Below are 14320 nucleotides of genomic sequence, written 5' to 3'. Positions count from 1 at the left end.
AGAGCTGTGTATCAGTCCTTCGGCTTGCGGGGGCGCGTACGCAGCGCGAGAGAGAGCTGACGCACCGCGTCCACCAGCAGGATCGCGGCCACGACACCGAGTCCGATGGCCGCCGCGAGGTGGCCCCCGAAGTACCGGTGCGACTCGAGGACGGCGCCGTCGTCGGTGCGCGTCACGACCGTGGCCATGCCGCTGTGCCAGAAGGCGTATACCCCCCAGCCGGCCGCCACGGCGAGCACGACCTCCAGGACGGCGACCAGCATCCGCCACGGCTTGTGCAGCCGCGCGGCGGACCCGGATTCGTCCGGCGGCCAGAGCTCGGCCCCGGTGGGCTGCGGAAGGTCGATCACGGAAGCGATTTTCTCACGTCTCCCGCGGCGTCGCCCGGACGAGGCGGTCCAGCGCGTCCTGCAGGGCCTCGACGTCCTTGGCCCACGCCAGCACCACCGAGCCGTCCGTGAGCTTCACCGGCAGGGAGTCGTACTTGCGCGGCACCGACCAGCCGCCGCCCAGCACCCGCGCGCCGACCGGGGTGCCGACGTCCGTGACGTCGGCCAACTGGTCCGCCGGCACCTTCTCGCGGCCCTGCCGCAGCTGTTTCGTCGTGACTTCCAGCGAGAGGAACCGGCGCCGCGCGTACACCCACGGGATCGTGATGACGCACAGGCCGAACCCGACCATCAGCCAGCCCACGACGTGCACCGGGCCGCCCGTGACGAGCTCCGCCAGGGCCCCGGCCAGCGCGAACACCGGGCCCCACACGATGGCGACCCAGCTCACGCCGGACTCGGCGTAGAGCCGGTCGCTCACGAGCGCTTGCCGACCTTCGGGAAGTAGCCCGCCACCGACGGCAGGTAGAGCAGCACCAGCGCGATGACGAACACCAGCACCGCCGCCAGCGTCAGGAAGTTGATGATCGGCGCGATCAGCATGATCAGGACCAGCATCACGATCGGCAGGATGGTGAGCACCGTCCGCGCCGAGCGGGTGCCTTCGCGCGCCTTGTAGGCGAAGAGCAGGAACAGCAGGACGAACACGACCGAGCCGCCGAGCAGGTACCACAGCAGCGTCGTGACGCCGTCCGCGATCATCTGCGGCGAGTACTTCGAGTCCTTGGTGCCCTCGACGAACTGCGCGATGACCGCGGACTTGCTGCTGAGCAGCTGGACGTAACCGAGGATCAGCAGCACGCCACCGGCGAGCCACAGCCAGAACGACCACCACACCGGCCGCGGCGGGTCGGCCTTGGGCGCGGCCTGTCCCGGCAGGACCGGATCCGGCGCGCGGCCCAGCTTGCGGCGTTCGTCGTCGGTGAGACCGCTGAGGTCTTCGGTTTCCTTGTCGGCCACGCGAGGACTCTAACCGGTCAGTCCAGCCAGGCAGCGGCTTCGGCTGCCCAGTACGTCAGGATCATGTCGGCACCCGCCCGGCGGATCGACGTCAGTACTTCGAGGACGGTCCGCTCGCGGTCCAGCCAGCCGTTCGCCGCGGCGGCCTCGACCATCGCGTACTCGCCCGAGATGTTGTACGCCGCCACCGGCACCGGCGAGATGTCCGCGGCCGCCTTGAGGACGTCCAAATAGGACAGCGCGGGCTTGACCATGATCATGTCCGCGCCCTCGGCGAGGTCCAGCTCGATCTCGCGCAGCGCCTCGCGGGCGTTGCCCGGGTCCTGCTGGTAGGTCTTGCGGTCGCCCTTGAGCTGCGAATCGACGGCCTCGCGGAACGGGCCGTAGAACGCGCTGGCGTACTTAGCGGCGTACGCGAGGATGGCCTTGTCGCTGTGGCCGACCTCGTCGAGCGCGCGGCGGATGACGCCGATCTGGCCGTCCATCATCCCGGACGGCCCGAGCACGTGCGCCCCGGCTTCGGCCTGCGCGACGGCCATCTCGGCGTAGACGCGCAGCGTGGCGTCGTTGTCGACCCCGCCGTCGGCGTCGAGGACGCCGCAGTGGCCGTGGTCGGTGAACTCGTCGAGGCAGGTGTCGGCCATCAGCACGGTGGCGTCGCCGAGCTCGGCCCGCAGGTCGCGCAGGGCGACGTTGAGGATGCCGCGCTCGTCGACGGCGCCGGAGCCCTCGGCGTCACGGGTCTCGGGAATGCCGAACAGCATCAGCCCGCCGACCCCGGCGTTGACCGCGTCGACGGCGGCCTTCCGCAGGGTGTCCCGGGTGTGCTGCACGACGCCCGGCATGCTCGAAATCGCCCGCGGCTGATCAAGGCCTTCGGCGACGAACATCGGGAGGATCAGCTGGCGTGGCCGCAGCGTCGTTTCACCGACCAGCCGGCGCATAGCGGGCGTGGTGCGGAGCCTGCGGGGACGATGCTCGGGAAACACCCCTCCAAGTTACTCCGCGCGCTTTCGCCGGGGTTCCGCAAGGGGGGCCCAGCGCATTTGCCCCGGAAGCCGTGAAGGCCACCTCGAGGGACATCAGAGTCCTCAAGGTGGCCTTCACGGACCAACGAACCTCAGGAGCGGCGGGCCCGCTTCGCCTTGCGGGGCGGCGGCAGGGCGCCCTCCGCGCGGAGCCGGGCGGCGTGCTCGGCCAGGGCGTCCACCAGGTGCGGGACGTCGGCCTTCTCCGGCTGGACGTCGACGCGGAGGCCGAACTCCACGGCCGTCTCGGCCGTCTTCGGGCCGATGCACGCGACCAGCGTGCGGGTGTGCGGCTTGCCGGCGATGCCGACCAGGTTGCGCACGGTCGAGGACGAGGTGAAGCAGACCGCGTCGAAGCCGCCGGTCTTGATCATCTCGCGGGTCTCGGCTGGCGGCGGCGCCGCCCGGACGGTCCGGTAGGCCGTCACGTCGTCGATCTCCCAGCCGCGTTCGCGCAGGCCGGCCGACAGGGTCTCGGTGGCGATGTCCGCCCGCGGCAGCAGCACGCGGTCGACCGGGTCGAGCACGTCGTCGTACGGCGGGAACTCGGCCAGCAGGCCTTCCGAGGACTGCTCACCCGTGGGGACCAGCTCGGGGATGATGCCGAACGAGCGCACCTTCTCCGCGGTGGCCGCGCCGACGCAGGCGATCTTCACGCCGGAGAACGCGCGGGCGTCCAGGCCGAACTCCTCGAACTTCTCCCACACCGCGCGCACCGCGTTGGTGGAGGTGAAGACGATCCACTGGTAACGGCCGTCGACCAGGCCCTTGACCGAACGCTCCATCTGCGCCGGGCTGCGGGGCGGCTCGACCGAGATGGTCGGCACCTCGTGGGACGTCGCGCCGTGGCCGCGCAGGCGCTCGGCCATCTCGCCGGCCTGCTCCTTGGTGCGCGGCACCAGGACCTTCCAGCCGTACAGCGCGCGCGACTCCCACCACGACAGCTTCGAGCGCTGCCCGGCGGCCTGGCCGATCGTGACGATCAGCGGCCCGACGAGCTCACCGGCTTCGTTGGCGACCTTCTCGAGCGTGGTGTCGAGGGTGCGCTGGGTGTTGATGGTGCCGTTCGCCGTCACCGCGACCGGGGTCGAGGCGGGCAGGCCGTGCCCGGTCAGCGCCGAAGCGGCCTCGGCCAGGTGCGCCGACGACGCGTGCAGCACCAGCGGGCCGGGGGCCGCGGCCAGTGCCGCCCAGTCGACGTCGCCGCGGACGTCGACCTCGGTGTGCGTGCCGCCGAGCGCGACGCCGGCGTACGCCGGGACGGCCGCGCCCGGGGAGACACCCGGGACGACGTCGAACACGGCGCTCGTGCGGGCGACCGCCTGGACCTCGGCCACGACGGCCGGGGTGGTCAGCGGGTCACCGGCGATCAGGCGCAGCACCAGCCGGCCGGCCTTGGCCTCGTTGGTCAGGTCCTTGGCGACCTCGGTGGCCTCGCCGACGGCGGGGCGGACCTCGGCGCCTTCGGCGGTCATCGCCAGGACGGCCTGGGGCACGTCCGGGTCGGTCACCACGACCTCGGCCTTGGCCAGCAGTTCCTGGGCACGGACCGTGAGCAGGCCGGCGTCGCCGGGCCCGGAGCCCACGAACGCTACGCGCCCGGTGGTCTTTCGCGCGGGGGTCATCTGTGCGTTTCTCCTCTTGCGGCGGCCGTGCGGGATGGCACGGACGCAGGTCTCCTACGTCTTGAGAAGCGCTCGTGAAAGCGCTACTGCGCGGGTCCGGAGAGGGCTCCGGCTCCGAGGTCCAGCAGCTCGGCGGCCAGGTCCTTGCCCAGCTGGGCGGCCTGGTCCTTGTCGGCCAGTGCGATGGCCCGGACCATGTCCACCGCACCTTCCTCGCCCTCGACCGCGGCGGTGCCGCGCAGCGAGATCCGTTCCACGACCTTGCCCTCGGCGTCGAGATCTTCGACGATCTCGGCGAGCGCGCCCACGGGCGAGCTGCACCCCGCCTCGAGCGCGGCCAGCAGAGCACGCTCGGCCGTCACCGCGGCCCGCGTGCCCTCGTCGTCCAACGTGGCCGTGAGCAGGTGCTCGAGGTCCACGTCGTCGGCCCGGCACTCCACCGCCAGCGCGCCCTGTGCGGGCGCGGGCAGCATCTGGATCGGGTCGAGGGTCTCGGTGATCACCTCGACCAGTCCGACCCTGGCCAGTCCGGCACGCGCGAGCACCACGGCATCCAGCTCGCCGTCGGTGACTTTGCGCATGCGGGTGTCGATATTGCCGCGAATCGGCACGATTTCCAAACCGAGACCCAGCGCGCGCAGCTGCGCGGTGCGCCGCAGCGAGCCCGTGCCCACCGTCGCACCCGGCGGCAGCTCGCCGAGAGTCAGCCCGTCGCGCGCGATCAGGGCGTCCCGCGGGTCCTCGCGCGGCGGCACGGCGGCGAGCGTGATGCCCGCCTCCGGCGCGGTCGGCAGGTCCTTGTACGAGTGGACGATGACGTCGACCTCGTTGCGCAGCAACGCTTCCCGCAGCGCGGAGGTGAACACGCCGACCCCGATCGTCGGGATCGGCGCCATGGACTTGTCCCCGGGCGTGGTCACCGTGACGATCTCGACCTCGGCGCCGGTGGCGCGCAGGGCGTCGGCGACGTGCCCGGTCTGGGCGAGCGCGAGCTTCGATCCACGCGTACCCATACGAATGACTCTGGTCACTGCTACTTCTTCTCCGGTGGGGGCGTCGGGCTCGCCACCGCGGCGGGTGCCTGCGGGTCGAGGCAGAACAGTTCGCGCAACGCGTTCGCGTAGTCGGTGTCGGCCGTCTCGGCGGCCAGCTGCTTGACCCGCACCGTCGGCGCGTGCAGCAGCTTGTCGACCACGCGGCGAACCGTGCGGCCGACCTCTTCCCGGACGCCCGCCTCGAGGTCGGGCAGCCGGTGGTCCAGCCGCAGCAGCTCGGCGTCGACGACCTCGGCGGCGCGCTTCCGCAGCGCCGTCACGGTCGGGGTGACCTCGGCGCTGCGCTGGCCGGCGAGGTAGTCGCGCACCTCGTCGAGCACGATGCCGGTGGCCTTCGCGGTCTGCCGGTCGGTGGTCGGGGTGCCGGCCTCGCGCATCCGGCGCTGGACGGTGGCCAGGTCGACGACGCGCACGCCGTCGAGCTCATTGACCGCCGGGTCGACGTCACGGGGCAGGCCGAGGTCGCAGACGACCAGGGCGCGGCCGCCGCGGGGCAGCACCTGCGAGGGGCCGAAGACGGCGTCCTGCGCGCCCGTGCAGCAGATCACGACGTCGGCGTCGCGGACGGCGTCCGCGACCAGCGACAGCGGGATCGCGCGGGCGGGTACACCCTGCTCGCTGACGTTCGCGGCGAGCCGCCGGGCGCGGGCGTCGGTGCGGTTGGCGACGGTGATCTCGCCGATGCCGGCCTTGCGCAGCTGGGACGCGCTCAGCGCGCCCATCGAGCCGGCGCCGACGATGACGGCGTGCTTGCCGGTGACGTCACCGGCCGCGGCGAGCGCCTCGGAGACGACCGACGCGCCCAGCTGGTCGAGGCCGGTTTCGGTGTGCACGCGCTTGCCGACGCGCAGCGTGGTCTGGATGAGCTCGTGGAGCGTGCGGCCGACCGTGCCGGCCTCGCGCGCGGTGGCGTAGGACGAGCGGATCTGGCCGAGGATCTGCGTCTCGCCGACGACCATCGAGTCGAGGCCGGAGGTGACCGAGAACAGGTGCTCGACCGCGGCCCCGGCGTAGTGCACGTACAGGCTGTCGTAGAGGTCGGCGGGGGTCATCCCGGCCTGGCGGGCGAGGACGTCCGAGACGTCGTTCAGGCCGCCGTGGAAGGTCTCGACGACCGCGTAGACCTCGATGCGGTTGCACGTCGAGACGAGCATGACCTCACTGATGTGCTCGGCCTGCTGCAGCTCGTCGAGCACCTTGCCGATCTCGGGCGCCGGTACCGCGACGCGCTCCAGCGTGCTCAGCTCCGCACTGCGATGCGAGAGGCCGACCGCCAACACGCTCATGAGCGCACCACCATTTCCCGTCCGTCCGGACCTGTGCCGTTCCGTCCGCTGCCCTTGCCATTGTCGGACGGCAGGCCCGTGCCGGGTAATCCGGAACCGCCCTGATTACTCGCGGCATCGTCCGCCCGGCGGGCCACATGGAACGAGAGTATCTGCAGCTCGACGGCCAAATCCACTTTGCGGACCTCGATGTGAGCAGGAACCTGCAGCACGACCGGAGCAAAGTTGAGAATGCACTGGACACCGCCGGCGACCAGGCGGTCGCAGACCGACTGCGCCGCGGTCGGCGGAGTGGCGATCACGCCGATGGAGATGCCGCGCTCGGCGCAGACCCGCGGGATGTCGTCCATGTGGGAGACGGGCAGGCCGCCGACCGGCACGCCGATCAGGTCCGCGTCCAGGTCGAACAGGGCCTCGACCGGGAACCCGCGCCCCGGGAAGCCGCCGTAGTTGGCCAGCGCGTGGCCGAGGTTGCCGATGCCGACCACGGCCACCTTGTGCTGCCGGGTCAGGCCCAGGATCCGCTCGATCTGGCTGACGAGGACGCTCACCTCGTAGCCGACGCCACGGGTGCCGTACGAGCCCAGGTACGAAAGGTCTTTGCGCAATTTCGCGGAATTGACGCCGGCTGCCTGCGAAAGCTCTTCGCTCGAAACGGTCGTCGCGCCCTGTTCCGACATTCCGGACAGTACCCGGAGATAAACGGCGAGGCGGGCGACCGCCGCTTCGGGGATCTGTTTCGCCCGGACGGCCTCGGGGGCATCCCCGGCGCGGCCGTTCGCCGCGGCGGCGGGCACCGCGGGCATTTCGGCCGTCGGCGCGTTGTCGGCGTCCGGCGTGTCCGGTCGGCGGGTCCGTCGTGGCGGCCGGCCGGCGGAGTCCGCTCCGTCGCGTCTCCCCCGCTGTGTCACCACGCCGTTGTCTCCCTGCCGCTGCGCACCTGGCGGCCATCGCCACGACCGTTCGGAACTGTGTCTTGACCCAGGGCCCGGTGTCCGGTTTGATGCCGGACCGCCGGGAGGCGATGGTCCTACGGTAGTCCACTTGTGAACGCGCGCACAAAGTCACTGGTCGGAGGCGGTTCCCGAGGGCGCAGGCGGCGGCGGGGATCATGACACCGCGTCAGAATCCTTGCCCGCCAGGCACTTCCGGCGTCAGCGCGCGTCGAGGGTGACGGAGTGCCAGCCGGTGGCGCCGTCGGGCACCGGGTCGGCGCGGTTCTCCGTCTGGGTGTAGCCGTCCTGGTCGGTGGCCCGGACGAACGCCTGGTGCGTGCCCGCGGGCACGTCGAGCTCGATCCACCACAGCCGCCAGGTGTCCTTGCTCACCTCGGCCGAAAGGGTGGCTTCGCGCCACGCGCCCTGGTCGAGCCGGACCTCCACCTTCGCGATGCCGGTGTGTTGTGCCCACGCCGTGCCGGCCAGCCGGACCTTGCCCGCGGTGACCCCGGCGAACCCGCTCGGGGTGTCGATCCGGGACTCGGTCTTGATCGGCGCCTGCTCGGCCCAGCCGCGGTTGAGCCAGTACGCCTGCCGGGCGTCCCACTTGGTGAATTCGAGGTCCTTGACCCATTTGGTGGCGGAGACGTAGCCGTACAGGCCGGGGATGACGATCCGCGCCGGGAAGCCGTGCTCGACCGGGAGCGGCTCGCCGTTCATCCCGATCGCGAGCATCGCGCCGCGCTGCGGGTCGAGCGCGACGTTCGCCGGGGTGCCGCAGGTCCAGCCGTCGACGCTGGTCGCGAACATCTGCTCGGCGCCGGTCTGCACGCCGGCTTCGTCGAGCAGGTCGACGAGGTCGACGCCGATGAAGGACGCGTTCGAGATCAGCGGGCCGCCGACCTCGTTGGACACGCAGGTCAGCGTCACCCGGCGCTCGACGAGCGGCCGGTTGCGGATGTCGGCGTAGGTGAAGTTCACCTCGCGGTCGACCATCCCGTGGATCTTCAGGCCCCAGTCCTCGGTGCGGATCTGGGGCACGACCAGCGCGGTGTCGATCCGGTAGAAGTCCGCGTTGGGTGTGATGAACGGCGGTGAGCCGAGCTTCGCGAAATCGGCGTCGGCGGGCAGCGGCGGCGCGGTGCGCGCGGGCACGAGCGGCCCGACGGCGGTCCGCGACTCCTCGGCGTTCGTGCTGGTCCCGGCCACCTCGCCGACCACGGCGGCGACGCCGGCCCCGGCCGCGATGCCGACGCCGGCACGCATGAACTTCCGCCGGTCGAAGCCCCGGTCGTCCCGGACGAGGTCGGGCGGCAGGGCGAGGCGGTGCAGCATCGTGAACACGGTCAGCCCGGCGACGAGCGCGGCGACCGGGGCGAGCAGGGAGACCTGCCCGAGGTCGGTGCGCACGAACACGGCGGCGATCCCGGCCGCGCCGAGCAGCCCGACCAGCACCTGCCCGGCCAGTGGCTTGCGGCGCGAGAGCTGCCCGGCGAGCACCGCGAGCAGGACCAGCACGACGGCGAGGCCGATCTTGAGGATCGGCTTGTCCCAGGTGCCCAGCGTCCGCTCGGCCCACTTCACGATGCCGGTCGGGCTGTGGTCGATGACGTAGTTGGCCACCGCGATGAACGGCGAGGCCGTGTACCCGACGAAGCCCGCGACCAGGTGCCCGACCCCGAGGGCGGCGGCCAGGGCGAGAAGCCCGATCAGCGTCGCGACCGGCAGCGAAAGCCGCCGGGGCGCCTCGGGCGGGGCTGGTGCGTCCTGCAAGGTGCTCACCACTCCATCTTCGGAGCAGTGGGCCGATCGGGTGGGTCCGCGGTGCTTACGGACGTGTTACGGCTTCACCAGGCCGGGACGTTCAGGACGAAAGCGCCTTGCGCAGCCGGTCCTCTTCGACGCGCCAGTAACCGTGCTCGGCGCCGTCGACCAGGATCACCGGGACGCGGTCGCCGTACTCCGCGCGCCACTCCGGGTCCGTGTCGACGTCTTCGGACTTCCACGCGACGCCCAGCTCACCGCAGATGCGGGCGACGTCGGCCTCCGCCACCTCGCAGAGGTGGCAGCCGACCCGGCCCATCACCGTCACTTCCTGTGCCATGCCGCCATTACTACCGCAGCCGGACGCGGCGCAGCTTGCCGGTGGCCGAGTGCGGCAGCGACTCGGCGAACTCCACCGCGTGCGGCACCTTGTACCCGGCCAGGTGGGCCGCGCACTGGTCGACGACCTGCTGCTCGGACAGCGACGCGCCGGCCACCGGCACCACGAACGCCTTCACGGCCTCGCCGCTGCGCTCGTCGACGACGCCGACCACCGCGGCTTCGGCGACCTCCGGCAGCCGGGAGATGACCGCTTCGACCTCGTTCGGGAAGACGTTGAAGCCGTTGACGATGATCAGGTCGTTGGCCCGGTCGACCAGGTGCAGGTCGCCGTCGACGTCCAGGTAGCCGACGTCGCCGGTGCGGAACCAGCCCTCGTCGTCCGGGCCGTGGTCGCCGTCGGGCCAGTAGCCGGAGAACAGGTTCGCGCCGCGGATCGAGACCAGCCCGGTCTCGCCCTCGGCCTCGAAGACGTCGTCGACGTCGTCCGGGTCGAGCGGCACGGCCTGGTCGGTGCCGTCGCTGTCGACGAGCCGCAGCTCGACGCCGGGCAGCGGGCTGCCGACCGAACCGGGCTTCGGATAGCCCGTGACCAGCGTCGAGGTCACCACCGGCGCGCACTCGGTGAGGCCGTACCCCTCGAAGACGTCCAGGCCCGTGGCCTCCCGGATCGCGCCGAGCACCTTCGGGTGCAGCGGCGCCGCGCCCGAGGTCATCCGCCGGACGGTGGCCAGCCCGCGCCCGAGCTCCTCGGCGCCCAGCGCGGCGAACTCGGCGTACATCGTCGGGACGCCGGTGATCGTGGTGACGCCGAACTCGGCGCAGTCCGCCAACGTGCGCTGGGCCTCGAAGCGCTCCGAGAGGATCGCGGTCGCGCCGACGGCCGTCGCCTGCAGCAGGCCGGGCCCGAGGCCGTAGACGTGGAAGAGCGGGATGGTGATCAGCACGTTGTCGTCGTGTTCGAGGACGCCCTCGACGCGGCTGAGCTGGGCCAGGTTCGCCAGCAGCGCGCGGTGCGAGAGCATCACGCCGCGCGGCGGCCCGGTGGTGCCGGAGGTGTACGAAACGACCGCTATGTCCTCGCCGCCCCGGCCGGCGTCGACGAGTTCGACTGCTCCATCCGGGTCAGCTTCGGGAGTGAGACCGATCACCCCGGCCGGCAGCGCCGTATCCGTGTCGCGATGAACGACGACCTTGGCACCACTGTGCTGGAGCAGCTTCTCGAGCTCGGGGCCCGGCGCCTGCGGCGACACCGGCACGGCGACCGCGCCGGCGCGCAGCGCGCCGTAGAACGCGACCACGAAATCGGCCGACGTCGGCAGCCGCAGCGCGACCCGGTCGCCGGGTGTGACACCTGCACCCACAAGTGTCTTGGCCTGGGCTTCCACGGCCGCGGCGAGCTCACCGTAGGTCAGCGTCCGGCCGCCGCCGGTCTCCCGCACGGCCGGGTGCTCCGGCCACGTCGAGGCGGCCCGCGCGAGCAGCTCGCCGACCCCGGACAACGTCTCCGCACCGGCACTCACCCGAGGCCCGCCTTCCTCTCGCCCAGCAAAGCGTTGCAAGTCTGTCATCTCGCGCGACGTCATGGGGGCACACCGCGAGCGTCGCATCTTCGCAACACCCGAGCCACTACCTACTTCGCGGTAACTACACGTATGCTGCACTGCGTCGCGGGGCGTGGTGATGATCACTACCGCGACCGGAGAGAGGGAGTCGCCGTGACGAACTTGCCTGCCCACGAGGCCGTGGGGCATGCGAGCCGGCAGGCCCCTGCTCGCCCGCTGATCGGGGGTACCGTGACCCACTGGGTCCGAGCCGCCGCCGGAGGTGCCGCCCGATGACCGTGCCGACCGCCGTGAGCCGCGGACCCGTTTTCATGTTCGCCGATCGCGTCTTCGGACGATCTTCGGCCGTGCCCGTCAGCCGGCAGGCCGCCACGTCGGCGTCCGCTTCGGCCTCCGACGAAGAGCGCGCCGAAGCCGCCAAGGCCGAGGCGTGGGACCTGGTGCGCGCGGCGCAGGACGGCGACTCGTCCGCGTTCGGCCGCCTCTACGACCGCTACGTCGACGTCGTCTACCGCTACGTCCTGTTCCGCCTGGGTGACCGCGACCTCGCCGAGGACGTCACGAGCGAGACGTTCCTGCGGGCGCTGCGCCGGATCACGTCCGTGAGCTACCAGGGACGTGACGTCGGGGCCTGGTTCGTCACCATCGCCCGCAACCTCGTGCTCGACCACGTGAAGTCGAGCCGGTTCCGCCTCGAGGTCGTCACCGACGAGGTGACCGAACCCGGTTCGGCGCCGTTCAGCGTCGGCGCGACCGCGCAGGCCGGCCCCGAGCAGGAGGCCATCAGCCGCGCGACCCGCACCGAGTTGTTGCGCTGCGTCGCGGAACTGGGCGACGACCAGCGGGAATGCATCATCCTGCGGTTCCTGCAGGGACTCTCCGTGGCGGAGACGGCCGAGATCATGAACCGCAACGAAGGCGCGATCAAGGCGTTGCAGCACCGGGCGGTACGCCGTTTGGCACAACTGCTGCCCACCGGGTTGCGCTGAACCCGCGAACTTTTCGGCTAGTCGACCGAAACCGGTAACCATCGCGGCTTCTGGATCGTTACTCCTGCCAGACCGGTGTCAGGACCGGCCAAGGCCCGAGATGGAGCTGGCGCAGTGAGGTTTGCGCGTGAGCGAGCCGACGCAGATCGGTTCGCGCGTGCTTTGGAGCCGTCCCCGGTACGCCGGGACGGCGAGTTCGCCGACGAGCTGGTCGTCGTCGGCGCACTGCGCGAGCTCGGCGCGGCCGGGGCCCCGGACCTGGAAACCCGGCAGCGGATCCGCGCGGAGATCGCGGGCCGGCTGGAGACGGCGGCGGCCACCCCGGTACGGAGGTGGCGGCCGCGGACCGCCGACCTGGTGGCCGCCGCGCTCTTCCTGGTCCTCCTCCTCTCCGGCCTGACCCTGGTGCTGTCCCGGAACGCGTTGCCCGGTGACGCCCTGTACGCCGTGAAGCGCGCCGGCGAGACGACGACGCTGAATCTGACCTTCGGCGACCAGGAGAAGGCCAAGAAGCACCTCGAGTTCGCGACCAACCGCGTCACCGAGCTCGGCGAGCTGGCCGCCGAAGGCGCGAGCGACGCCGACTACCGGACCGCGTACGACGACTTCGCCAGCGACCTGCGCGCCGGCGTCACCCAGCTGACCGCCGTCGCGACCAGCGACGGCAGCGGCGCGCAGCAGCTCTCCGACGTCCGGCTGTGGGCGCGGAACCAGGCGGCGCGGCTGGCGGCGCAGCAGGGTGCGCTGCCGGCCGAGGCGGCCTCGGTGTTCGGCGAGGCGCAGACCCTGCTCGGCAAGGTCCAGGAGCGCACGAGCGGCCTGGTGGCGCGGCTGAACTGCTACCAGATCACCACCGGCAAGGCCGACGACCTCGGGCTGCTCCCGGCGACCGGCGAGTGCACCCAGCGCCCGGCGCCGTCGTCGGGTGGGGACCCGTCCTCGGTGCCGACGGCACCGTCGTCGGACACGGCGACGACCACGCCGGCGCCGACCGGCACGCAGCTGCCGCCGTCGGACGCGACGGCGACCGCGGGCACCCCGGCGCCGACCGGCGGGCTCACCCCGCCGCCGGTGTTCGGCCAGCCGCCGACCACGAGCCGGCCGCCGGCGACCTCGACGTCCAAGGCGCCGCCCCTGGTTTCCCTCCCGCCGCTGCTGCCGGGCCTGCCGCCGATCATCATCGGCTGAGGTCCGGGCCACACCTGCGACACAGTGGTGGGGGGCTCGCTACCCTGTGCGAAGGACGTTCGCTGGGACGTGGGCAGAGCGTGGAGGCGGTGTTGCGTGTCAGCTTGGCGTGGCAGGGACAAGAGTCAGGAGCTCGAGCGGCTCGCCACGCTCGCGGGTGAGGCCTCGGCCGAGGCCGCCCACGCCCGTGTGGTCTCCGAAGCCGCCGAGCCGCCCACCCCGCCCGCGCCACCGGACCTCACCGCGGCCGCGTTCTTCGACGTCGACAACACGATGATGATGGGCGCGTCGATCTTCTACTTCGCCCGCGGGCTCGCGGCGCGGAAGTTCTTCACCTCGTCCGATCTGGCCGGGTTCGTCTGGGGCCAGATCAAGTTCCGCCTCGGCGGCCGTGAGAACAAGGAAGACATCAAGTCCCACCGCGAGCGCGCACTGTCCTTTGTGGCCGGCCGCACGGTGGACGAGCTGACGTCGATCAGCGAAGAGATCTACGACGAGCTGATGGCCGACAAGATCTGGTCCGGCACGCGGGCCCTGGCCCAGATGCACCTGGACGCCGGCCAGCGCGTCTGGCTGGTGACGGCGACCCCGATCGAGCTGGCGGCGATCATCTCGCGCCGCCTCGGCCTCACGGGCGCACTGGGCACCGTGGCCGAAACCCGCGACGGCGTCTACACCGGCCGCCTGGTCGGCGACCTCCTGCACGGCCGCGCGAAGGCCCACGCGGTCCGCGCACTGGCGTCCCGCGAAGGCCTGAACCTCAAGCGCTGCACGGCGTATTCGGACTCGGCCAACGACATCCCGATGCTGTCGGCGGTGGGCACCGCGGTGGCGGTCAACCCGGACGGCGGCCTGCGTGACGTGGCCCGCGCCCGAGGCTGGGAGATCCGCGACTTCCGCACGGGCCGCAAAGCGGCGAAGATCGGCGTGCCTTCGGTACTGGGGGCCGGAGCTTTGGCGGGGGCGGTGGCCGCGGGGATGGCTTACCGCCGCCGCTGAGCCCGTCGTGTCGTCCATCCCGGTACGCGTGTCGTCCAGCCAGGTACGCGTGTCGTCCGCGCAGGTACGCGTGTCGTCCATCCGGATACGCGTGTCGTCCGTTCAATCACGCGAGTCGACTCTTCGATCACACGTGTCGGCGTTCTGATCACCTCGCCGACCGCGCTCTCGCGTACCCGAAGGGACGACACGCGT

General features: G+C 71.8%; 14 protein-coding genes. 3 read left to right on the top strand and 11 right to left on the bottom strand.

What is annotated here, in order from left to right:
• Window positions 1-11: 11 nt before the first annotated feature.
• The 11 genes from ACGFMK_RS04110 to ACGFMK_RS04060 all read right to left on the bottom strand — a co-directional run bounded on the left by ACGFMK_RS04110 (window position 12) and on the right by ACGFMK_RS04060 (window position 10955).
• Window positions 12-350: a hypothetical protein gene (locus ACGFMK_RS04110; protein ID WP_392758249.1), complete on the bottom strand. Its 339-nt coding sequence runs from the start codon at window positions 348-350 to the stop codon at window positions 12-14.
• A 13-nt stretch (window positions 351-363) separates the two neighbouring features.
• Complete coding sequence (locus tag ACGFMK_RS04105) at window positions 364-810, bottom strand: hypothetical protein (RefSeq protein WP_392758247.1); 447 nt, start codon at window positions 808-810, stop codon at window positions 364-366.
• On the bottom strand, window positions 807-1349 hold the full coding sequence (locus ACGFMK_RS04100; protein WP_392758245.1) for a hypothetical protein: 543 nt from the start codon (window positions 1347-1349) through the stop codon (window positions 807-809). The genes ACGFMK_RS04105 and ACGFMK_RS04100 overlap by 4 nt, the downstream gene beginning before the upstream one ends.
• Before the next feature lie 17 nt (window positions 1350-1366).
• Window positions 1367-2338: a porphobilinogen synthase gene (gene hemB / locus ACGFMK_RS04095; protein WP_392758244.1), complete on the bottom strand. Its 972-nt coding sequence runs from the start codon at window positions 2336-2338 to the stop codon at window positions 1367-1369.
• Between the two features lie 131 nt (window positions 2339-2469).
• Window positions 2470-4002: a uroporphyrinogen-III synthase gene (locus ACGFMK_RS04090; RefSeq protein ID WP_392758242.1), complete on the bottom strand. Its 1533-nt coding sequence runs from the start codon at window positions 4000-4002 to the stop codon at window positions 2470-2472.
• An 83-nt stretch (window positions 4003-4085) separates the two neighbouring features.
• Window positions 4086-5015, bottom strand: coding sequence for a hydroxymethylbilane synthase (gene hemC / locus ACGFMK_RS04085; protein ID WP_392758240.1), 930 nt, complete (start codon window positions 5013-5015; stop codon window positions 4086-4088).
• A gap of 20 nt (window positions 5016-5035) precedes the next feature.
• Window positions 5036-6343 (bottom strand): glutamyl-tRNA reductase, encoded by a 1308-nt coding sequence (locus ACGFMK_RS04080; protein ID WP_392758238.1) that lies wholly within the window; start codon window positions 6341-6343, stop codon window positions 5036-5038.
• Window positions 6340-7257 (bottom strand): redox-sensing transcriptional repressor Rex, encoded by a 918-nt coding sequence (locus tag ACGFMK_RS04075; RefSeq protein WP_392758236.1) that lies wholly within the window; start codon window positions 7255-7257, stop codon window positions 6340-6342. Before ACGFMK_RS04075 ends, ACGFMK_RS04080 begins: the two co-directional genes overlap by 4 nt.
• A gap of 240 nt (window positions 7258-7497) precedes the next feature.
• Window positions 7498-9063 carry a molybdopterin-dependent oxidoreductase gene (locus ACGFMK_RS04070; RefSeq protein ID WP_392758235.1) on the bottom strand — a complete coding sequence of 522 codons (1566 nt, stop codon included), beginning with the start codon at window positions 9061-9063 and terminating at the stop codon, window positions 7498-7500.
• Between the two features lie 82 nt (window positions 9064-9145).
• Window positions 9146-9385, bottom strand: a complete 240-nt coding sequence (locus ACGFMK_RS04065; protein WP_247060279.1) for a glutaredoxin family protein — start codon at window positions 9383-9385, stop codon at window positions 9146-9148.
• Between the two features lie 10 nt (window positions 9386-9395).
• Window positions 9396-10955, bottom strand: a complete 1560-nt coding sequence (locus ACGFMK_RS04060; protein ID WP_392758234.1) for an AMP-binding protein — start codon at window positions 10953-10955, stop codon at window positions 9396-9398.
• Window positions 10956-11221: 266 nt separating this feature from the next.
• On the opposite strand from ACGFMK_RS04060, the gene ACGFMK_RS04055 reads away from it, so the two are divergent.
• The 3 genes from ACGFMK_RS04055 (at window position 11222) to ACGFMK_RS04045 (ending at window position 14125) form a co-directional block, all read left to right on the top strand.
• The gene (locus ACGFMK_RS04055; RefSeq protein WP_392758232.1) at window positions 11222-11938 is read left to right on the top strand and encodes a sigma-70 family RNA polymerase sigma factor; all 717 of its coding nucleotides are present in this window, start codon (window positions 11222-11224) and stop codon (window positions 11936-11938) included.
• Between the two features lie 114 nt (window positions 11939-12052).
• Window positions 12053-13126, top strand: coding sequence for a DUF5667 domain-containing protein (locus tag ACGFMK_RS04050; RefSeq protein WP_392758230.1), 1074 nt, complete (start codon window positions 12053-12055; stop codon window positions 13124-13126).
• 96 nt (window positions 13127-13222) lie between these two features.
• Window positions 13223-14125 (top strand): HAD-IB family hydrolase, encoded by a 903-nt coding sequence (locus ACGFMK_RS04045; protein WP_323329360.1) that lies wholly within the window; start codon window positions 13223-13225, stop codon window positions 14123-14125.
• Window positions 14126-14320 lie beyond the last annotated feature (195 nt).

Origin of the sequence: Amycolatopsis sp. NPDC049252 (assembly GCF_043197175.1) — a bacterium.
Lineage (GTDB): Bacteria > Actinomycetota > Actinomycetes > Mycobacteriales > Pseudonocardiaceae > Amycolatopsis.
The sequence above is the reverse complement of the archived record's forward strand: the minus strand, read 5'-3'. Positions and strand labels throughout refer to the sequence as shown.